The 19993-nt window shown below is 59.4% G+C and carries 19 protein-coding genes; 10 read left to right on the top strand and 9 right to left on the bottom strand.

Translation table 11 applies throughout. The annotated features are described in order from the left end of the window. Nucleotides 1–34: 34 nt before the first annotated feature. From NCT05_RS13395 to NCT05_RS13365, 7 genes are all read left to right on the top strand, one after another. Nucleotides 35–919 (top strand): intradiol ring-cleavage dioxygenase, encoded by an 885-nt coding sequence (locus NCT05_RS13395; protein ID WP_250502507.1) that lies wholly within the window; start codon nucleotides 35–37, stop codon nucleotides 917–919. Further along, nucleotides 916–1284 (top strand): Dabb family protein, encoded by a 369-nt coding sequence (locus NCT05_RS13390; RefSeq protein ID WP_250502506.1) that lies wholly within the window; start codon nucleotides 916–918, stop codon nucleotides 1282–1284. The genes NCT05_RS13395 and NCT05_RS13390 overlap by 4 nt, the downstream gene beginning before the upstream one ends. Nucleotides 1285–1340: 56 nt before the next feature. Beyond that, a complete protein-coding gene (locus NCT05_RS13385; protein WP_250502505.1) occupies nucleotides 1341–1691 on the top strand; it encodes a YciI family protein in 351 nt (116 codons plus the stop codon). 63 nt (nucleotides 1692–1754) lie between these two features. Next, on the top strand, nucleotides 1755–2333 hold the full coding sequence (locus NCT05_RS13380; RefSeq protein WP_250502504.1) for an NADPH-dependent FMN reductase: 579 nt from the start codon (nucleotides 1755–1757) through the stop codon (nucleotides 2331–2333). Nucleotides 2334–2409: 76 nt separating this feature from the next. Beyond that, entirely contained in the window at nucleotides 2410–3762 is a 1353-nt protein-coding gene (locus NCT05_RS13375; RefSeq protein WP_250502503.1) for an amidohydrolase family protein, read from the top strand. Between the two features lie 134 nt (nucleotides 3763–3896). Continuing rightward, on the top strand, nucleotides 3897–4787 hold the full coding sequence (locus NCT05_RS13370) for a sugar phosphate isomerase/epimerase family protein (protein WP_250502502.1): 891 nt from the start codon (nucleotides 3897–3899) through the stop codon (nucleotides 4785–4787). A 63-nt stretch (nucleotides 4788–4850) separates the two neighbouring features. Continuing rightward, nucleotides 4851–5912, top strand: coding sequence for a maleylacetate reductase (locus NCT05_RS13365; protein WP_250502501.1), 1062 nt, complete (start codon nucleotides 4851–4853; stop codon nucleotides 5910–5912). Nucleotides 5913–5934: 22 nt separating this feature from the next. Here the strand turns inward: NCT05_RS13365 and NCT05_RS13360 are convergent, their stop codons facing one another. After that, nucleotides 5935–6975: a LacI family DNA-binding transcriptional regulator gene (locus NCT05_RS13360; protein WP_250502500.1), complete on the bottom strand. Its 1041-nt coding sequence runs from the start codon at nucleotides 6973–6975 to the stop codon at nucleotides 5935–5937. A 90-nt stretch (nucleotides 6976–7065) separates the two neighbouring features. Here NCT05_RS13360 and NCT05_RS13355 point away from each other — a divergent pair, with 90 nt between their 5' ends. Then, on the top strand, nucleotides 7066–8274 hold the full coding sequence (locus NCT05_RS13355) for a phytanoyl-CoA dioxygenase family protein (RefSeq protein ID WP_250502499.1): 1209 nt from the start codon (nucleotides 7066–7068) through the stop codon (nucleotides 8272–8274). An 887-nt stretch (nucleotides 8275–9161) separates the two neighbouring features. Here NCT05_RS13355 and NCT05_RS13350 read toward each other — a convergent pair. After that, nucleotides 9162–9500: a hypothetical protein gene (locus NCT05_RS13350; protein ID WP_250502498.1), complete on the bottom strand. Its 339-nt coding sequence runs from the start codon at nucleotides 9498–9500 to the stop codon at nucleotides 9162–9164. 186 nt (nucleotides 9501–9686) lie between these two features. Between NCT05_RS13350 and relB the strand changes: the two genes are divergently transcribed. Next, nucleotides 9687–9884, top strand: a complete 198-nt coding sequence (gene relB / locus NCT05_RS13345) for a type II toxin-antitoxin system RelB family antitoxin (protein ID WP_250481338.1) — start codon at nucleotides 9687–9689, stop codon at nucleotides 9882–9884. Between the two features lie 61 nt (nucleotides 9885–9945). After that, complete coding sequence (locus NCT05_RS13340) at nucleotides 9946–10407, top strand: type II toxin-antitoxin system RelE/ParE family toxin (RefSeq protein WP_250502554.1); 462 nt, start codon at nucleotides 9946–9948, stop codon at nucleotides 10405–10407. Between the two features lie 98 nt (nucleotides 10408–10505). Here the strand turns inward: NCT05_RS13340 and NCT05_RS13335 are convergent, their stop codons facing one another. The 7 genes from NCT05_RS13335 to NCT05_RS13305 form a co-directional block, all read right to left on the bottom strand. Then, on the bottom strand, nucleotides 10506–11648 hold the full coding sequence (locus tag NCT05_RS13335; protein ID WP_250502497.1) for a lactonase family protein: 1143 nt from the start codon (nucleotides 11646–11648) through the stop codon (nucleotides 10506–10508). Between the two features lie 111 nt (nucleotides 11649–11759). Then, complete coding sequence (locus NCT05_RS13330; RefSeq protein WP_250502496.1) at nucleotides 11760–12704, bottom strand: helix-turn-helix domain-containing protein; 945 nt, start codon at nucleotides 12702–12704, stop codon at nucleotides 11760–11762. 207 nt (nucleotides 12705–12911) lie between these two features. Next, nucleotides 12912–13937 carry a porin gene (locus tag NCT05_RS13325; protein WP_250502495.1) on the bottom strand — a complete coding sequence of 342 codons (1026 nt, stop codon included), beginning with the start codon at nucleotides 13935–13937 and terminating at the stop codon, nucleotides 12912–12914. Between the two features lie 86 nt (nucleotides 13938–14023). Continuing rightward, nucleotides 14024–14998 carry a hypothetical protein gene (locus tag NCT05_RS13320; RefSeq protein ID WP_250502494.1) on the bottom strand — a complete coding sequence of 325 codons (975 nt, stop codon included), beginning with the start codon at nucleotides 14996–14998 and terminating at the stop codon, nucleotides 14024–14026. A gap of 284 nt (nucleotides 14999–15282) precedes the next feature. Next, nucleotides 15283–17178, bottom strand: coding sequence for a hypothetical protein (locus NCT05_RS13315; protein WP_250502493.1), 1896 nt, complete (start codon nucleotides 17176–17178; stop codon nucleotides 15283–15285). An 88-nt stretch (nucleotides 17179–17266) separates the two neighbouring features. Next, nucleotides 17267–18253, bottom strand: coding sequence for a DODA-type extradiol aromatic ring-opening family dioxygenase (locus NCT05_RS13310; protein ID WP_250502492.1), 987 nt, complete (start codon nucleotides 18251–18253; stop codon nucleotides 17267–17269). Between the two features lie 48 nt (nucleotides 18254–18301). Further along, entirely contained in the window at nucleotides 18302–19573 is a 1272-nt protein-coding gene (locus NCT05_RS13305; RefSeq protein WP_250502491.1) for an MFS transporter, read from the bottom strand. Nucleotides 19574–19993: the final 420 nt, after the last annotated feature.

Below are 19993 nucleotides of genomic sequence, written 5' to 3'. Positions count from 1 at the left end.
GTCTCATACATACGCGCACTAGGAGACGACAGCGATGCGCAACATCAACGAGGACACCATTACGCAGGCCGTACTCGCGTCTATGGACGATCGCTGCGACGGCAGACTCCGCACGATCTTCACCAGCCTGGTGCAGCATCTGCACAGCTTTGCCCGGGAGGTGAAGCTCACCGAAGCTGAATGGTTCAAGGCGATCCAGTTCCTGACCGAGTGCGGCCATATCACCGACGACAAGCGGCAAGAGTTCATTCTCCTGTCGGATACGCTCGGATTGTCGATGCTTGTAATGGCCCAGAACAACAAGAAGCCGACTGAATGTACGGAAGCAACGGTGTTCGGTCCGTTCTATGTGGATGGCGCACCTGAGTATGAAAACGGCGCAGACATCGCGAACGGCGCGCGCGGCCAACCCTGCTTCGTGAGCGGGCAAGTTCGAGGCCTCGATGGCACGCCGCTGGCGGGCGCACAGATTGATGTATGGCAATCCGATGAAGATGGGTTCTACGACGTGCAGAAGTCAGCCGAAAAGTCAGGTTCGGCAGCTCATCAGGCGCGCGGCAGACTGCGTAGCGACGAAGACGGCCGGTTTCATTTTCGCTCAATTCTTGCCGAGGCCTATCCGATTCCCCACGACGGGCCTGTGGGTCGGATGCTGGAAGCGCTCGGGCGTCATCCGTGGCGTCCGGCTCATCTGCATTTCATGATCAAGGCGCCCGGATACGAGACGCTGATTACGCATGTATTCCGCGATGGCGACCAGTATCTCGATTCGGACGCGGTGTTCGGCGTTCGCTCGACGCTGATTACCAAATGGGTCAAGCACGATAGCGGCGTCGCGCCGGACGGGTCAACATTCGATGCACCTTTCTATACGCTGAAATACGACTTCGTACTCAATCCCGCGGAGGTTACTGCATGATCCGACATATCGTCATGTGGCGAGTCCGCGGCGAAACGCCGGACGAACGACAGCAGGCTCGCCAGCTCGTCAAGGAAAGTTTCGAAGGGTTGCGTGGGGCTATTCCCGGCATGCTTAATCTCGAAGTCGGGCTCGACTCGAGCGCAGTGGATTATGCCTGCGATGTCGTTCTGATCACGGAGTTCGACTCGCAGGCTGCTCTCGACGGATATGCGACTCATCCCGAGCACCTGAAGGTGCGGGAACGGCTCGGCAACATCAGAACGGCGCGCTTTCAGGTCGACTATCCGGTCCACTCGCAACCCGACTCCGATGTGCGAGAAACGATGACGAAAAGTCTGGAGTTGCGCCAGGCGCGCGCTTAAACGAACGCCCGCGAATAACTTGGACTGCCGCTCGAAGGCGGTATGCAGGAGAGCACATGCATTTCACGGTCTATTGCCTCGATCATCGCGGCATGGTGCAACGTCGACTGGAGCACTACGACGATCACAAGGCTTACCTGAAGACTGCTCCGATCAAGACGCTCATATCCGGTCCTTTGCTGGAGTCGGATGGCGAAACAATGATCGGCAGCTTCTTCCTATACGAAGCGGATGATGTCGGCGTGCTTCAGCGATTCGTCGACGACGATCCGTTCAACAAGGCCGGGATTTGGAATACCGTCGAAGTTCGCCCCTTCCTGAAGCGCGTCGACACGCTAAGCCTCTCAGGCTTGATTAAAGCCCCAGGCCAGTGTTCGTTGCCCCTCCGAAGGCGACGAGAACGCTGAAACGAATTGCAATCTAGATGCCCCTCACGCCATCGGCATAAACCCTCTCATTAAGGAATTTCCATGTCTGATCAGAACTCGCTGCGCCTCGTCACGCTCGTCGGTAGCCTGCGTCGCCTCTCCTTCCATGCGGCGATCGCGGACTCCCTGCAGGAAATCGCTCCGGAAAACGTGCGCGTAACGAAGCTCCCCTCGGTTGGTTTGCTCCCCCACTACGACGCTGACGTGCAGGCCGAAGGCTTCCCGCAGGCCGTGCTCGATCTCGGCAATGCAATCAGCGAAGCAGACGGGGTCATCATCGTGACGCCCGAGTACAACTATTCCGTTCCCGGTGTGCTGAAGAACGCACTCGACTGGCTCTCGCGTCTGCCGACGCCCCCGTTCGTTGGCAAGCCGGTCGCGATTCAGTCGGCCTCGCCCGGCATTTTCGGTGGCGCACGCGCCCAATACCATCTGCGTCAGAGCATGGTGTTTCTCGATGCCCAGGTACTCAACAAGCCTGAAGTGATGGTTGCGGGTGCAGCGAGCAAGGTGGACGTCGAAGGCAGGACCATCACCGATGCGCAAACGCGCGAGATCATCTCTGCCCAACTGAAGGCCTTTGCGCTTTTCACCCAGCAGCGCAAACTGCTGAACAAGTGATCTGGCAACGTCGAGCGGAGTGTGTCGTTTGACCCTCGACGACTTTACATCCTATTCAAACAATGGAGACGCGTTGATGAAGCTGCTGATTACAGGCGGTCAGGTTATCACCATGGATCCGGCCATCGGCAACGGCCGTCTCAACGTCCTGATCGAAAACGATCGAATCACCGAGGTTGGGCCAGACGTGCAGGCAGACGATGCGCAACAGCTCGATGCGTCCGGATGCATCGTCATTCCGGGCCTCATCAACGCGCACCTGCACACGTGGCAGACAGCGCTTCGCGGAGTAACGGCGAACTGGACATTGCCAACCTACTTCCGAAGCGTTCATGCGGGACTTGCAACTTGTTTCAATCCAGATGACCTCTACATCGGCACACTGGTGGGAGCACTGAATCAGCTAAACCTTGGTACGACAACGCTCGGCGACTGGTGCCACAACAATCCGACGCCCGATCATACCGATCGCGCCATCGATGGATTGCTCGAATCAGGCATCCGTGCCGTCTACTTTCACGGCTCTCCCAAGCCCGATCCTAAACCCGGGCAGAAGCACTTCAGCGAGATCCCTCATCCTCGCAGCGAAGTCGAGCGGCTGCTCAACAGCAGATTCGCGAATCGCGATGCGAATGTCACGCTCGGCATGGCGATCCTCGGCCCTCATTACTCGACGTATGAAGTGTCGGAGCACGATTTCCAACTCGCCGCCGAGTTTGGATTGATCGCCAGCATGCATTGCGCGGGGCTGGAGCCCAAGACGCCCGATGGCTGGGAACGTCTGGCTGAGCGCGACCTGCTCGGCCCGACTACCAATATCGTGCATGGCAACAACCTGAGCGACGCGCAACTGCGGATGATGATCGAACGCGGCGTCACGTTCTCTGTAGCGCCCGAGACCGAAATGACGCAAGGGCACGGCCATCCAATTACTGGCCGCTTGCGTGATGCCGGCAGCGCCCCGTCGCTTGGGGTCGACCTTGAGTCGGCAATTGCTGGCGACATGTTCACGGTGGCGCGCGTCGCTTTGGCGTCGCAGCGCGCGTTGGACAATGCGCAAGCCCGGGCCGATACCGGGCAGCTGCCGGCTCACTCCACGATATCGACCTCCGAAGCACTGAGCTGGATCACGATACGCGGTGCAGAGGCACTCGGTCTGCAAGATCGCGTCGGGTCGCTGACACCCGGAAAGCAAGCCGATGTCGTTGTTATCCGCGCTGACGGACTGAGTATGCGACCTGTCCACGATCCTGTTTCGGCGGTGCTGATGCAGGCAAGCGCGGCAAACGTCGATACGGTGCTGGTAGCCGGCGAATTCAAGAAACGCGATGGAAAGCTGCTCTACGAGCATCTCGAGCGGCGTTTGGATGAACTCGATGCATCGGGACGCCATATCAGCGAGCGCTTTGCAGAGCTCGTTCCTGCCTAGCCGCCCTGCTGGTGTTTAGTCGCTGAAACGAAACGTACGCAGGATGCCGACCTTCGCATCATGGCGCTACTGTTGAGAGCGGGGCTTGGCTCGCTCCATCGGAAATTCGAATTTTTGGTTTGGGAGTGCACCAATTGAGCAAACGTGACATTGATCTACTGGCCGCATATTGGACGCTCGCTGGAGACGTGGACCCACTCCAGCCTTCGATCAGTCCTTTCTCGCTACAAGCTCGCGTCGAAGCGGCGTCCAGAGCCGGCTGGAGAGGCATCGGCGTGATTCACGAGGACCTAGTCGCGACCATTGAAAAAGTGGGCATCGACACCGTCAAGCACATTCTCGAAGACAACGGCATCAAACACTTCGAACTCGAGTTTCTCGTTGACTGGTACAGGGACGGTCCCGAACGCCAGGTGTCGGATCGCGCTCGCCGCGTGATTCTTGAACTAGGCGCGAAGTTGGGCATGAAGAACGTGAAGATCGCCGCCAGCGCGCTGGATCAGCGAACGCCGAACTTCGCTCGTATGGCCGATGAGTTCGCGACGCTGTGTCAGGAAGCGGCCGAGGTTGGTTCGAACGTATCGATCGAGGTCATGCCGTTCTCGATCGTGAAAACGCTCGACGATGGTCTCGCGATTGTTCAAGAAGCCAACCAGCCTAACGGTGGCCTGCTGCTCGATATCTGGCACATAGTGCGCGGAGGAATCGACTTCAGCGAAATCGCAAAGGTCCCGCCGCAGTTCATCAAGGCCATCGAACTCGACGACGCTAGCTCGACCATAGAGGGAACGCTGCTGGAAGACACCGTCTTTCGTCGCAAGCTCTGTGGCGAGGGCGACTTCGACAATCCCGGCTTCATAGAAACGGTTCAGAACGCCGGATTCGATGGCGAATGGTATGGCGTCGAAATCATCTCGACCGACTATCGCAAGTTGCCACTGGAAGAGATGGCGACCCGGTCATTCGACACGACAATGCAGCAGTTCCGCGAAGTCGAAGCACGGCAACCGAAAAACATCGCCTGAAGCTTAGCCCTCGTGGCTCCCGCTCGAAACCCACTGCGCACCGTGAAAGGTAAGGACGCTTCAATGTACGACTTCGTATACACCTCACAGCCTTCGAAAGTGATCTTTGGCGCCGGCGCACTCGCTCGCGTCAGCGAAGAAGTTCACGCGCTCGGCGCCCAGAAAGCTCTGGTCCTGTGCACCCCGGAGCAGGAAGCGCAAGCAACGGAGGTTGCCAATTTGCTGGGGCCGCTCAGCGCAGGTGTTTTCGCGGAAGCGAAAATGCACGTTCCGATCGAGACAGCACGACGCGCTCGTGAGCACGCACGGAAGGTCGGCGCGGATTGCGCAGTGGCAATCGGTGGAGGATCCACGGTCGGCCTCGGTAAAGCCATTGCCCTGGAATCGAGCTTGCCAATCATTGCCATTCCGACGACGTATGCCGGCTCTGAGATGACGCCGATCTACGGACTCACCGAGGACGGATTGAAGCGTACTGGACGCGATGCGCGGGTGCTGCCCAAGACCGTCATTTACGACCCGATGTTGTCATTGAGCCTGCCGCTCGGCTTGTCGTTCGTAAGCGGCCTGAATGCCATTGCACACGCGGCGGAGGGGCTGTACGCCCGTGACGGCAACCCTGTCATGTCGCTTATGGCGGAGGACGGCATACGCGCGTTGGCTGCGGGCCTCAGGGGCATCAAGTCCGATCCCAAGAACGTGTCCGCGCGTGGCGATTGTCTTTACGGAGCATGGTTGTGCGGCAGTGTACTGGGCCACGTCGGGATGGCTATTCATCATAAGCTCTGCCATACCCTGGGCGGGAGCTTCAATCTTCCACACGCGGAAACACACGCCATCGTCTTGCCCCACGCCTTAGCCTATAACAGTGACGCCGCTCCCAATGCCATGATGCGAATTGCGCGAGCACTTGGTAGCGAAAGCGCTCCGCTCGGAGTCTTCCAGCTTGGACGCGAACTGAGCATTCCGTCAGGGTTGCGAGAGATCGGCATGAAGGAATCCGATCTCGACCGTGCATGCGAAATCGCACTGTCCAATCCTTATTGGAATCCGCGTCAGATAGAGCCCGAACCACTTCGTTCTCTACTGCAAGATGCGTGGAATGGGAACTCGCCGCGCATGTGACTGCTGCCTTTTAGAAGTTTGGCTATCGCAACCGACATGCGATGTGCTCCGGAATGTTTTCCGGAGTCACTACGACGATCGAGGAGGACGGTGCGATGGCCGAGGCAGGGATAAGCCGATGAAAATGCATGATGTGCTGGCATGCTGAACGCATGTCCTGGCGCAACTCGTGATGAAGGATGGCTTGCATCTTTCCCCGACGAAGCAAGCCAACGTTGTCTCGGTCCAGATCGTGTCCAATGAAGCATAAGGGGTTCTGCTTCGCCGCCTCCAGCACTTTCAGTACAGCTGTATTGCCGCCGCCCATAGAGTACACGGCAGCTATCTTCGAACTTCTCGTGACGACTTGCCGCATCCTCTCTTCTGTTTGTAGATTCAGTCCGTGTCCGCCACTGGCGTCAAGCAAAGTCAGGTTCGGGTAACTGACACGCAGCGCGCGCCGAAAACTCGCCTCGCGTTCTTCCTCTCCTCTGAAGCCTTCGTCACTGATGGTGATCAGCACTGTTCCGACGGCACCACGAAGCCATTGACCGATGAGGTACGCCGCCGTTGTGCCCGCCACGCGATTATCAAGCCCGGCATAAGCGAAGCGTCCGGACAACGGAATGTCCGTGAACATGGTCACAACGGGTATGCCTTTCGTCTTCAGTTCTCCAATTGCCTCGGAGATCTCGGAGACGTCGCGCGCTTTCAGCAAAACGCCGTGACTACCACGCTTGGCGACCGAGTGTAGGGTTTCGACGACCTCCGCAGTCGTCATGGTTTCACGCATAAGAAAGCGAGGTCTCAGCACAGCAGGGTGAAACGCTGGTAACTCCGCTTCCAGCGCATCCTGAATTTCCGTCGAGAATCGAGTGGGCGCCTCGACGACCACATCGATGAGGAGCTTACGCCCGGTCGTCGCCAGTTGAATTTCCTGCTTTTCCAGCTCACGGATAGCCTGCTCGACCCGTCTGCGCGTGCCTTCGCGCACATGAGCGCGCCCGTTCAATACCCGGTCCACCGTGGCAACGCCCAGGCCAGCCTGCAACGCGATCTCTTTTATGAGGAAACGACGAGCCATTCGTCTCGAACTTTGATGGTTTTTTGATGTGTTTATGATAACGCCCACCACGACGATCGGGCTATGCTTGAACGCAAAATGGAGGCAGATATGGATGCCATCGAGCGAGGCAGTGAAGCGCTAACCGACAACTGGTATCGAGAGAGTGACTGCTCACTCGAGGCTTTCGCGGCTGACCTTCGAAAACAGTCCGACGTCGACTTGCGGTTTGCGGTCGAGACGAAGCGCGACGTTCCAATCTACGATTGCCGCGCATTGGATGAAGTGCTGCTTGATCCCGTTCGGCAACGAGCGCTGCAGGGCGAATGGGCAACTGTGCTTCGCGATGGCGCGGGCGTGCTGGTGCTCGTGAACGCGTTCGAGGATACCGCCGTCGTCGACGAAGCGACTCGCATCTTCGAAGCGATCATCAGGCAAGAACGTGCCTCCGGCACACATGGAGCGGACCATTTCGCAAAGGCCGGTGCGAACGACCGCATCTGGAATGCTTACGAAAAACTCTGCGTACAGGCGCCCTCCGTCTTTGCACGCTATTTCTCGAACGCGTTCATTGCGTGTGCCGCGCAAGCATGGCTCGGCCCGGCGTATCAGATGACCACCCAGGTCAACGTTGTTCGTCCCGGTGGGGAGGCGCAGCAGGCACATCGTGACTACCACCTAGGCTTCCAGACTGCCGAAGAGGTGCAGCGCTTCCCAGCGCACGTTCACACGATGTCGCCTTTCCTGACGCTTCAGGGCGCCGTCGCGCACAGCGATATGCCAATTGAGAGCGGACCCACGAAGCTGCTTCCGTTTTCGCAGCGCTATTCGCGTGGCTATCTGGCGTGGCGACGTCCGGAGTTTCGCACCTTCTTCGAAGCACACTGCGTACAGTTACCGCTCCGCAAAGGCGATGCACTATTTTTCAATCCAGCTCTGTTTCATGCCGCCGGTGCGAATCGCACGTCAGACGTGCAGCGCATGGCGAACCTGCTGCAGGTATCCTCGGCCTATGGACGCGCGATGGAATCTGTCGATCGCACGCGCATGTGTGAGGCCGTCTACCCCATACTGCTCGAGTTCCAGGCCAACGGCCATCTCACTGCGGCAGAGATCGATCGCGTCATTGCGTCTACGGCTGAAGGGTACGCATTTCCGACCAATCTCGATCGCGATCCGCCCGCGGGTGGTCTAGCGCCGGTAAGTCAGCAAGCCCTTCTTCGCCGTGCGCTCGAAGAAATGTGGGACCAGTCAATGCTTCTTGAAGCACTGCAGATTCAAGCCTGGAAACGAAGTGGCTGGACTTCCGATATTGGCTGATGACGTCGAAGCTGATCAACATCGAAGCTGACTAAGGTCGTGCATGCGTTCTCGGACACGGCGATCCTAACGTCCGGCACGGGTCCAGGACGCCACAACGTTCGAACGGGGACAGCCGGCTGAATTCCCGCGACGACGATCCTTCCGGTCCGTGAAACTAACGCTTGGACGGGTGATCGTTGCGCTTGGCAAGGTCGTTCCGGTCGTTTCGATCGTATTCCAGCGCGTTCTTCAGGCGAGCGTCGCGAGATCGATGCCGCCGTGTCCCGAGATTGCCAGCGTGTACGAACCGCGGAGCCGTCGGAGGATTCGAAAGTCCGGACCGTAGAAGCATCCGTTAATCACATCCGACGCGATCGACGTACGCACAGCCCTGCCGACGACATTGACGGGCGGCAACCGGGCGCCGTTGCGCGTGTAGAAGCGCGAACTGCAGGCCCCGCCTGCACACGCACAATCGCATCGGCGTCGACTTCCGAGCGCCGCATCCCGACCCACCGGAAGTTAGCGAGGCCGCTGCCGTGTGCCGTCCGACGCCTGGCGATTACCGGTTGGCGTCGAACGAACTCATTCTTCTCTTCATGTTTTCCGTCGTCTACGCAGTCGCTTCGAACCCCGCGCTGACATCCACGAAGCGTTTTTTGAAGCTACGCTGCGCACTTCGGGCGACCATCTGCACACTCATTGCGGATAGGCAGCTGTCATCAAACCAGGCGAACTGACGGAAGTGGTTCGGGACATCTAAGTTCGAAGCGCGGATCAGTATTCTCAGCACGCCTACATAGTTCACATAAGGTTAATTGGCGAGGCGCATTCAGAGACCGGCACTTCGACACATGTCATTGGCGCTGGCCGCGCGGTCACCCATCGCGACGCTTTCCGTGCAATCAGGTCCGCGTCGTGAAGCGTTTCAGCAGGGCCCGCGCGTCCGCTAGGAAGGCTTCCGGAAACTTGCGGCACAGCGCCTCGAACATCGGTCGCGCGTCCTGCAGGCGCGAGACGATCCGCCGATCTTTGCTGTCTTCGCTGCCTGCGCCCCCCATCCCGCCCATGTCCGCGAACATCACCTGCTGCAACAGGACCACGGCGCCACACTCCGCGATCTGTTCGAGCACCAGAGCGAAGTCGTTGCCAAACAACACGGGCCCGTGGGTCAGCACTAGTGCCGTAAGCACCAGCAATTCAACGCGGCTCGGTTTGACCGGCTGCGACACTGGCTCATTCACCCTATTCCTGGAGCGCCAATTCTATAGTTCATGCTAATAGCAGCATTCACGATAATAGCATCCAGCTATCATGCATCATCGCCTTTCGGCCCTAGAAGATCGGATGAGACGCTTTGGGTTTCGTGACTCCCTGACGGGTCAAGGTAAGCGCGCTATTATGATGTTACGAACAAACCGAGAATCGCCATGGGAACCCGACTCGATCCTTACATCCACGAGCACGACACGGTCGAAGAAGCTGAAGCCTTCGACCGCGCGTTGTGTGAGCGCGTCGAGCGTGCGAGAAACAGCGTCAAGCAAAGCGTGCCACACGAGCAGGTCATGAAGGAAGCGCGGGCGCTTCTCGATGCGCAGCGCGCGAAGAATGCGGGGAAGCGTGATTGACGCGGCTTCCGATTGTCTGGGCCGATGAAGCCCGCAGCTCTTTCTAGAATACCTCTTTTTCATTTCCGAAAAGGACGAAGGCGCAGCAGAAAGGCTTTTCGAACAGGTCGAAAGATCGCTCGAGCCTGTAGCCTTCTTCCCGAACTCCGGTCGCCCCGGTCGGGTTCCGGGCACACGCGAGATCGTATCGCATCCCAATTACCTCACGATCTACGAAGTCCACAATGACTTCATCAAGTCGTGGACTTCACCCACGCCAGGAAGCTCTACCCACCGTCGTCCGGTTAGACTGCGGCTGGGGTCAACCCAGAACTTGAACCTGGGCAGCCAGCCGGGCCTTCTCTGGGGCGGAGAACCTCCACGTTCGCCGCGCCATGCCAGCTCCCGATTTGCTCGACGAACCTCGATCCCCAACGGGCTCAAGTGGGGCGACATGCTTTCCTCCGGACTATCTGGCGAGCTTGCTAGAAGGCGGGTTCCCGCACGTATGATATGGCACCAATTATCATACTATTTATGTTGAATTGTTATTTATCAATGAACGATGTTGTATGGCCCCGCTCGAAGTGCAACACGCGCGCTGAACTCCTCGCGCACCGACCCTATCGTCGCAACATATACCTAGCGGACGAATGCGACACTCACCGCACTCGACGCTTTTACAGAGTGACCCGTGGTCTTCAAAAACCCGGTAACGGGATCGATAGCTTTAACACTTATGCTTCCGCTTTCCTGATTCGCGATCAGCAACCATTTGCCCGTCGGATCCATGCAAAAGCTCCACGGCTTCAGGCCTTCCGAGGGCGTGCGCTGTATCTCCGATAACTTTCCGCTAACCACATCCACGCGATAGACGACGATCTCGTTCTCGCCGCGATTGGCGACGTACACGAAGTTTCCGTCGCCGCTCACCGCGACTTCAGCACCACTCTTCGCACCTGAGAAACCCGTTGTCGATATCGGCGTGGACTGGACGAGTGTCAGCCGCCCCGCCGACGAATCCCATCGAAACACCATGACGTCCGCGGACAACTCGGTGATGAGATACGCGAAGCGCCCGTTTGCGCCGAATACGATATGACGCGGTCCGCTGCCGAACGGCGCCACGAAATCGCGCGACACGTTCGCATCGTCCTTCCACATCTTGCGTGTCGCGCGATCGAAGCGATACACGAACACACGGTCCGCGCCGAGATCGGGCACGAGCACATAGCGTCCCGAGGGGTCGACGAGCGCGTCGTGGGCATGCGCGCTCATCTGCCGCTTGCCTGGACCGGAGCCGCGTTCGCTGACCGTCGATGCGAGCGCTTCGGGCATGCCATCTCGAACCGCGACGCTCGATACCGAGCCGCTGTTGTAGTTCGCGGCAAAGATCGTTTCGGAAGAAGCATCATAGGTGAGATGCGTGGTGCCAACGCCTTGCGTCGCGATAACGCCGATGCGGTTCAGCGCGCCCGTTTCGCGGTTCACGACGAAAGCGCTCACGCTGCCGGGCTTGTCGCTCCGGTCATCGACCGCGTAGAGCATGGGCAACCTTGGATGCGCCATCAGCCACGTGGGACGGATATCGCCGCTGATCGATGCAACGGTTGCAAGATCGCCGCTCGAAGGATCGAGCCGCAAGATTTCGATGCGACGATCCTGCGTGCCGACATAAACCCATTCGTGCGGCGTATGCTGCGCGGGCACGGCGGCGCTGGCGTACAGCGTGGCCGCGAGCAGGAGCGCGAGAACCGGCAAGGCGCATCGGAAGAGCTGCATCATGATCGATTGGCGGATGAAATTATCACGAGCTTATTCGATCCATCGCCGCAAGTCTCTGGAAAAAAAGCCGATTCGCCGGGACTTTTCGTCCGTATGCGCGAACTCACGGCGCTATCGTGACTGTCCCATCTTTTGCGGCTGCTGCCGCGCGGCGGCGCGGAACTGGCTCGGCGCCTGCCCCACTTCGCGACGAAAGAAGCGTGTGAAATACGCGGCATCCGCGAAGCCAAGACCGAACGCGATCTGTTCCACCGACATGTCACCGAAAATCAGATTGCGCTTGGCCTCGGTGATGATGCGCGCGTGAATCATCTTCGTCGGGCTCTGCTCCGCCGCCGATGCGCATGCCGCGCGAAGCTGCACCAGCGAAATCGCCATTTTGGATGCATAGTCCTGCAAGGGCAGATTCTCGCGGAAATGTTCGTCGATCAGCTTGCGATAGCGCTCGACCACGCGCACATCGTGACGCGAGCCGGATTCGCGGCCGGTTTCGTCCAGGTCCATTTCGCGCAATAGCTTGAGCAGAAGCAGCGTGAGCAGCGCCTCGGTTCCCGTGACGTGGCCGACCATGTCCGATTCAACTTCTTGCGCGAGACTGTGAATGAGGTTGTACACGTCGATGCCGGTCCCATCGGAATCGGCCAGGGTGATCGCACGTGGCGCGGCCCACAGCGCGATGAATTCGGGCATCCGCGCATTGACCTGCGCAAGGTACGACACCTCGATCGTCACGACCCAACGGTCGGCGTCGTATTCATAGTCCAGACCATGGACACATTCGGTTGGCAGCAGAAGCGCGCACGGTCCTTCGAAGGGCACGTTGCGGCCTTCGAGGTTCATCACGCCGCGCCCGTTGCGCACGAAAATGAGCTGACCGTATTCTGGATGCGCATGCGGTTCGGTGCGCCACCGTCCACGTTCGGTGACATGACCCACATGAACGAACCACTGCTTTTCTTCGGGTTGATCGACGTAGAGACGAACCTTTGGGACCGTGGTGAGCTGAGATCCGGCGCGCGCGCGGGGCGGATGTTTTGCCGAGGCACTGTTTGTCATTGCGTCTCCTTGACGGCTGGCCTGCAATCACCGCCGTCTATTTTAAGCATGCGCGGCAGCGCGTGGCGCTGCTTATGCGATGTCCCGGACACACGCGGGATGTACCGCGCAGGAGATCATAACGCCAGTGAAGGACCGCGCAAACGCCAGGAATTTTTCCATATATATCCCACCGATGCGCCTGCTAATTACCCCGACGAACCGCGGTCAGAAGCGATGCACCATGCCGACGATCGCGCCGCGCGAATCCGTTCCCGGCGCGACCGGCAGACCCGTATATCCCGTGCCGTTGAGTGTGAACTTCGCCTGATTGCGGTTCTGGATGAAACCGGCCGAGCCGTAGAGCGTCGTCCGCTTCGACAGCCAGTACGAATAGGTCACGCCAATCTGCTGCGCGTTGTTGCCCTGTCCAAGGCGGTCGTGCGCATAACCGTACATGAGCGAAAGCTGGTCGGCCGGCGTGAAAGAATAGGCGCCGGACACCTCGTACACGTCGCGCTTCACGCTGTCGTCGGTCTGACGCTCCGTGTGATAGGCGAGGTAGAAACGCGCCGCTCCGAGCGCCACCGATCCGCCTGCATTGAAGATCTTGAGGATCGACGTGCCCGCTGCATTCGCGGCCTGCTCGTAACCGGCGGCAATTCGAAACGGTCCGTTCACATAGCGCACGGCCGCGTTGTAGAACTGCACGCCGTTGACGGGACGCGTCGTGGAGTCGCGCAAAGCAGCCATGAATTGCGCACTCAATCCGTGAAGCGTCGGCGTAAAGTACGCGATCGCATTGTTCTCGCGGATCGTGAGACTGTTGAAGCTGTTCATCGGCGAGCCGATGCTCATCACGGCCACCGGGTCCAGTTCGGGGTTCATGAACATGTACTGCGGCGTGTTCTGCAAGCCGAAGCGCGCTTCGCCGAACGCGCCAGAGACGCCGACCCACGCTTGACGGTTGAATGCCGCCGAGGCATTCGCGGCGGCGCCCGTCACGCCTGAAAACCCCTGTTCGAGCTGGAAGTTGACCGACAATCCGCCGCCGATGTCTTCGCTGCCCTTGAACCCATAGCGGCTCGCGAACAGTCCGCCCGATACGGCGCGCGCAACGGCGCCGCCCGTCATGTTCCGATACTCGATGCCGTTATCGACGATTCCGTAAAGCGTGACCGCCGATTGCGCATGCGCGTAATCAAGCACGCACACGCACGCCACACCTGCAAGCGCGAGTCTCACCTTCTTCACATTGTCTCCTGACATCTTCTTTTGAGCAGCGCGAAGCCGCACGCGGATTGCGCGCTCAATTCATTCAGCCCGGACGTTCGTCGTGATCAGAAGTGGACTTCGGCCATCACCATGGGAACGGAAGTGATGGTGCCCGGCGCTGCGCCCGATGGCGTGCCGTACATGTGATGCCAGTATTCGTAGCCGAAGCCCGCGTAGACCGCGCGCGGATGCCCGGCGAACGAGCCGAGATCGGCGAGCAGCGAAAGGCGCGTGAGGAACTCGGTCTGCGTATCGACGCCGAATCCGTCCTTGCCCTTCGGACCCGTCACGCTCGCGAAGCCGCGCAGAATGAACGGCACCGGACCCGCCCTGAACGGAAAGAGCCACGAACTCTCGACGTGCCATGCCGCATGGAAATGCACGTCGGTGCCGGTTATGCCGTTGTGATTGCTTTCGGTGCGCAGCCCCGCCGTGATGTTCCAGAAGCCGTGAGGCACCGCGAACTCGATGGTCGGCCCGAGCACCAGCATGCGCGCGCGCTCGGCGTATGCATCGTTCTTGGTGCCGAACTCGTAGCCGACGGTCAGGCCATAGTCGCGAACGAAACCGAAGCCCATCGAATGGCCCAGTATCTTGCCCGCGCTCAGCTCGACGCGCCCCACGCTATACACTTCCTGAGCGCCGCCCGACGACGGACCGCCCGCTTCCGGATTGGCCGAGTTCGACACAAGATAGTCGACATTGAACGCATAGCTGCCAAAGCGAAAGCCACCGGTCGTCGTGAGAGAACCGATGTTCTGCGCCACCTTCTTCGCAATCCCCGGATAGTGAAAATCGCTCCCGTAGCGATAGCCGATGTAAGTATCGTTCCAGCTTACGGGCGGCTCGCCGAGATCTTCGCCGGACTTGAGACTGGGCGCGGACAGCGGCGCGGTGGGATTCACCTGGGTTTGCCTGGCCTGCGGCGGCTCGGAGCCATTGGGCGCCGTATAGACTTCGGCGTGGGCATATTCGCTCATGCAACACAGCAGCGCGGCGCTGAAGAATGGCCTGCTCAAGGCGGTCGATAGCTTTTTCATGTCTCCATCCATTTTTTTTGTTCACACCTTTCGATTCGCGTGATGTCGGGACATCGCAGTGAATCCGGTGTGTATTTGCTATGGGTCAGGCTGCGCTTTCTCGCTTGCTTTTCTATTGGAAGCGCCAGTCCATGGTATTGAAATCGGACCCGCGAGCCTTTACACAAAAGTGAGATTCGCTGGCATTTTTCTTAGCAGCACGCTTGGATTTTTTAAGGTGACGCTCAAGAAAAAAGGCGTCGTGCCTGAGCACGACGCCTTTTCCTGGCAAAGCAACGCGCGCTTCAGTGATCGGGCACGTAGAGCGGCATCGCTTCTTCCCAGAGCGTGTCGGTGACAGCGTGCGCATTGCTGCCATCGGCGTTCATCACCCAGTTCTGCCCGTCGGGCTGGAAGCTGTTGTCGTACAGCGCCAGTTCGTCGCGAAACCCATAGCTGCCGGAGCTATACGCGATACGTCCGTCATACGTCCACACCGCATGACCCTGATTCGAGCCGTCCGTTGTGAGTCGCGCCAGGCCGCTGCCGTCGGGCCTGATCGTGAACACGTCGTAGTTGAACTTGTTCGGATCGTCCGGACTCACTTGCTTGCGCGTGAAGACGATTCGCGTGCCGTCCGGCGACCAGCCCGGCAAATTGTCCTGCCCGTCCGTAAGAACCGTGGTCGTGCGCGCATCCAGATCGAGGATGCGTAAGCCTTGCAGCGTCGCGTTCGACACGCGATAGACGATCTTCTTTCCATCCGGCGAGTAGCTTGGAAAACCCGCGTTCATGGCGCCGTCCGTGAGAATCTCGGGATGCCCGTTCATGCTGCCGTCGGCCCTGATGCGCGCGATGCGCCCCGGTCCCGCGCCGCGCGTGAAGAACCAGTCGCCGATGCCGAACGCGACCCACTGACGATCCGGCGACCAGGTCGGCTGGAACGCGCCGGCAAGACCTTTCTTCACCATGTCGGCATCGAGACCGCTCGCCGATGAATCGTAGATGCGCCGGTATCCCGAGAAGTCCGTATCGATGACGGCAATCGACGAGCCGACCGCCTTCTCCGTGTACACGAGCTGCTTGCCGTCGAGCGAGAGTTGCGGAAACACGTCGATATATTTGTACGCCCACGCCGGATCGAAGCTGAACATGGGCGTGCCGTTCGGACGAGCCGGGCGGAACGTGATCTTTTCGTAGACCATCTTTCTGCCGTCCGCCGAATAATGCGGCGAGCGAATGCCAGTGTTCGCCGTCGAGCGAAACGCGCCCGCGGTCGTATAAATGCCTTCGGTGTCGCCGCCTTTCACGTGATACGCAACGGTGTCCGCATCGAGGTAATGTGGAAAGACCTTGAAGCCGGGCGTGGATGTGAGCGTGGTCTTCGAAAGATCCGCGAGCCCAACCGACACGATCTGCGAGCTGACTGCATTAATACCTTCAGGCCGATGCGCGCCCCACGTCGATTCGACCGGCGTTTCGTAGAACACTACATGCGTGCCGTCTGGAGACCAAGAAGGCGAGCCCTCGTCGAAGCCCGCGTGACTCGCGATCTTTTTCCACCCGGAGCCATCGGGCCGGATGACATAGATGCTGCTTTCCTGCGTGCGTTCCCATCCTACCGGAAGATTATGTCCGCGCCATTCCGAGCCGATATCCGAAGACAACGCAATCCACTTGCCATCCGGCGACCATGATGGACGAAAGTAACTGTGCGGCTTCGACGCATCGAATGGAATCGCGCCGGTGACATTGGTCAGCGCGCCGGTCGCGATGTCGAGCGTCCATACGTTGGTTGTGCCGAAGCCTGCATCGCCCTTGCGCGATGACACGAACGCGATCACATTCGGGTCGGCGGGAGAGAACTCGGCGGCATCGTCCACGGCGATATGATCGGTTAGACGCTGCAGGCCCGTTCCGTCGACCTTCACGCGATAAAGATTCGATTCGCCCAGACCGTCACGCTCGGATGTGAACACGATCCACTGCCCGTCCTTCGAAAACGACGCGTGATAGTCGAAGCCGGGCGTCGGCAGCAGCTTGCGTTCGTCGCTGCCATCCGCATTGGCGACATACAACTCCGACGTCACCGGACCGACGCGGTTGAGCAGCATCGTTCCGCTTTTGCCGTTCGCGTCGTTCGATGCCGCATTCGCGGCGCCCTGACCCGCGACGCATGCGCCGGCGATCAGGCTCGCCACGAAGCTCCTTGAAAACGTACTCCAAAACACAGCATGCCTCCATTCATTTTTATGCGCGATATTTCGTAAAACGATTAATCTGCCGCACTCATTCGTCAGCCTTCCAATACATGAAGCCCATGCCTTCGCCGGTGCCGGCGGGCGTGCGCCAGCACGGCACATAGTCCACCAGCGTCATCTGCGCGCGGGTTTCTTGCATGGCCTTCATCACACTCACATAGAGCTTGATCTCCGACGTGCCGGACTGATACGAGCGGTCGTCCACGGCGGCGAGGCCGTCGTAGTCGTAATCGGCAAGCATCTTCATGATGCGGTGATCGAACTCCTCGTCGTTCACGAAGTGCGAGAGGCCGCCGGATGCAAAGATTCCCACGCGCACGTCTTCCGGCCACGCGGCGATGGCGTCGCGCAACACGCGGCCGAACTCGATGCAGCGCGACATCGAAGGCTGCGTCGGCGGATAGAAGCAGTTCATGATGACCGGCACATGCGGCGGCGGCGCATCGCCCATGATCTGGTGATAGACGAAGCTGTACGCATGCGGCACGACGGGGTATTCGGGCAGCGGCTTCATCCATACGTTGTCGGGCCACGCGAAGAGATCGGTCAGATCGAAGCGCTCGCGCTGAAAATGTTCGATCAGATAAGTCGCGAGTTTTGGATGACAGTCGTGCACAACATGACGATCCGGCGCGTACACCGAGCGTTGCGGCGGCCCGTTATGCACTTGCGCACCGCTGTAGATGGCAATGGACGGTGAGAAGTCGGTGAAGATCTCTTTCTGGTCCTTGCCCAGAATGATCGCCACGTCGATATCCGCCTCCCGATAGGCCGCCGCCATCTTGTCGAGCGCCGTGCGGCAGCGCGCGGCGCGCGCGGTGCGTTCCTCGATGCTCAGATACTTTTCGAACGCCGCCTCGCGATGCGCTTCCAGTTCGGGATAAGTCCAGGTCCGGTTGCGAAACCACAGTTCCTTGTTATTGCGGTCGCGTTCGCCATTGATGAGCCAGTCCTCCGGAGCCTGACCTAGCATGCCGCTGTGCGGCACTGCCATCCCGAATACGATCTTCGCCATGTGTCGTGTTTCTCTTTGAATGTGATGAGTGCGATGACGCCCGCGCATTCACGCGCGTCGAAGTGAGCCGTGTTGTTCCGTGACCTTCGGTGCCCATTCGGGACGGTAGAGAGTGAGCGCGGCCAGCGCGCCCACCACCAGAAAACCTAGGATGACCATCATCGGCAGGTCGTAACTTCCGCTCACGTGCAACAGCCAGCCAGACAGACTCGCCGCGACGCCGCCCGCCAGACTCGTCGCAACCTGCTGCACGCCGGTGACGAGGCCGATAGCCTGCTTCGGAATGAGCGTGAGGCGCGACAATACGAGATTGTTTGCGGTGACGAGCCCGAGCAGCGACAGCGACAGCACGTTCCAGAAGAGCGCCATGTCGAGCGAATTCGCATACGCGCCCAGCAGCACCGAGCAACCGCCCGCGAAACCCGCCACGGTGAAGGCCTTGCGCACGATGAGCGGATCGCCGCCACGCGCAATGATGCGATCCGCCGCCCATCCCGCGAGCGCCGCGACGATGGCGATGCCCGCGAAGCTGACGAACGTGAAGAGTCCCGAGCGCGAGATCGACAGGTTGCGTTGTTCGACCAGATATGCGGGCATCCAGGTCATGCAGTAAAACGTGAAGTAGCCGTAGCAGAAGTTGGTGATCATGCCGCCCCACACGACCGGGCTCGTCAGAATGCTGCCGAGACTCACCGAGCGCGCGCTGCGATCCGTCATCGCGATCTGCGCTTTCGACGGGAAGTCGCTGCGCAACATGGTGAGCCAGGGCAAGAGCCAGAGCAGCCCGACGAGACCAGTCACGACGAACATCGTCTGCCACGAGTAGTGCACGATGAACCACGCGCCCACCGGCGCGCCCAATGCGGGGCCGAACTTGTTGCCCATCGCGAGAATGCCAACGGCGAGTCCGTTCTGGCTTTCGTCGAAGTTGTTGCGAATCCACCGGTAGCTGGCCGGAATCACGATGGCCTCCGCCATGCCGATGATGAGCCGCATCGCGACGAGACTTGTCAGCGCGGTGACCGCGCCCATCAACGCGGTCGCGATGCACCACAGCGCGAAGCTGATCGCATACGGCCACTTCACGCCGTACCGGTCGGCCACCCAGCCCATTGGTACTTGAAACGCGCCGTACGACCAGAAGAACGCGGCGTTGATCCAGCCGCGATCCACATCGTTCAATGCGAAATGACGGATGAAGTCCGCGTCCGCGAGCGTCGACGAAATGCTGGTGCGATCGACGAAGGAAATCAGTACGCCGAGCGCGAGCAGCGCGAGCACGGCCCAGCGCTGCGTCGTTCCGGGTTTGCTTGTCTCCATGTGTCTTTTCTCTTGTATTAGATTGAGTCTTGAATGTTCACGCCTTCGATGGGGTCAAGCATAAGAAAAGACGTCCTGCGAGTCCCTACACAAAACTGATTTTCGATGGCACTTTTTTCGGGGCACTTGTAAAGGATGCCTCCGTCGATCCGAACGCAAGCCGTAACCGGATTGAAAAATCCCGGCGAATCTCGCTTTTGTACAGGGACGCATCCAGTGCGATCCCCTATTCTGCATTCGCTTCCTGACGCGACGGCATGCTGCGCACGCTTGCCCGTCACGCTTTATGTGCGCGCATTGCACATCGACTGACTGACTCGACACGAACATGCGGTGAAGGCGTGCCGTCTTGCCTTGCCTCGTGCAAACGTTCGCGTCGCCGCCGTCGCGTATTCGAAGATGAAAAATCAAAACGGAGAC

The organism is Caballeronia sp. AZ7_KS35, assembly GCF_023631045.1.
Taxonomy (GTDB): domain Bacteria; phylum Pseudomonadota; class Gammaproteobacteria; order Burkholderiales; family Burkholderiaceae; genus Caballeronia; species Caballeronia zhejiangensis.
Note: the sequence above shows the minus strand (reverse complement) of the source record. Positions and strands in the feature narration are given on the sequence as shown.

Bases quoted from the DNA above. Each gene is read 5' to 3' on its own strand.
- NCT05_RS13380 (WP_250502504.1), top strand. From the start codon at position 1,755: ATGTCTGATCAGAACTCGCTGCGCCTCGTCACGCTCGTCGGTAGCCTG.
- NCT05_RS13365 (WP_250502501.1), top strand. From the start codon at position 4,851: ATGTACGACTTCGTATACACCTCACAGCCTTCGAAAGTGATCTTTGGC.
- relB (WP_250481338.1), top strand. From the start codon at position 9,687: ATGGGAACCCGACTCGATCCTTACATCCACGAGCACGACACGGTCGAA.
- NCT05_RS13335 (WP_250502497.1), bottom strand. From the start codon at position 11,648: ATGATGCAGCTCTTCCGATGCGCCTTGCCGGTTCTCGCGCTCCTGCTC.
- NCT05_RS13390 (WP_250502506.1), top strand. From the start codon at position 916: ATGATCCGACATATCGTCATGTGGCGAGTCCGCGGCGAAACGCCGGAC.
- NCT05_RS13360 (WP_250502500.1), bottom strand. From the start codon at position 6,975: ATGGCTCGTCGTTTCCTCATAAAAGAGATCGCGTTGCAGGCTGGCCTG.
- NCT05_RS13385 (WP_250502505.1), top strand. From the start codon at position 1,341: ATGCATTTCACGGTCTATTGCCTCGATCATCGCGGCATGGTGCAACGT.
- NCT05_RS13355 (WP_250502499.1), top strand. From the start codon at position 7,066: ATGGATGCCATCGAGCGAGGCAGTGAAGCGCTAACCGACAACTGGTAT.
- NCT05_RS13310 (WP_250502492.1), bottom strand. From the start codon at position 18,253: ATGGCGAAGATCGTATTCGGGATGGCAGTGCCGCACAGCGGCATGCTA.
- NCT05_RS13330 (WP_250502496.1), bottom strand. From the start codon at position 12,704: ATGACAAACAGTGCCTCGGCAAAACATCCGCCCCGCGCGCGCGCCGGA.
- NCT05_RS13320 (WP_250502494.1), bottom strand. From the start codon at position 14,998: ATGAAAAAGCTATCGACCGCCTTGAGCAGGCCATTCTTCAGCGCCGCG.
- NCT05_RS13375 (WP_250502503.1), top strand. From the start codon at position 2,410: ATGAAGCTGCTGATTACAGGCGGTCAGGTTATCACCATGGATCCGGCC.
- NCT05_RS13305 (WP_250502491.1), bottom strand. From the start codon at position 19,573: ATGGAGACAAGCAAACCCGGAACGACGCAGCGCTGGGCCGTGCTCGCG.
- NCT05_RS13395 (WP_250502507.1), top strand. From the start codon at position 35: ATGCGCAACATCAACGAGGACACCATTACGCAGGCCGTACTCGCGTCT.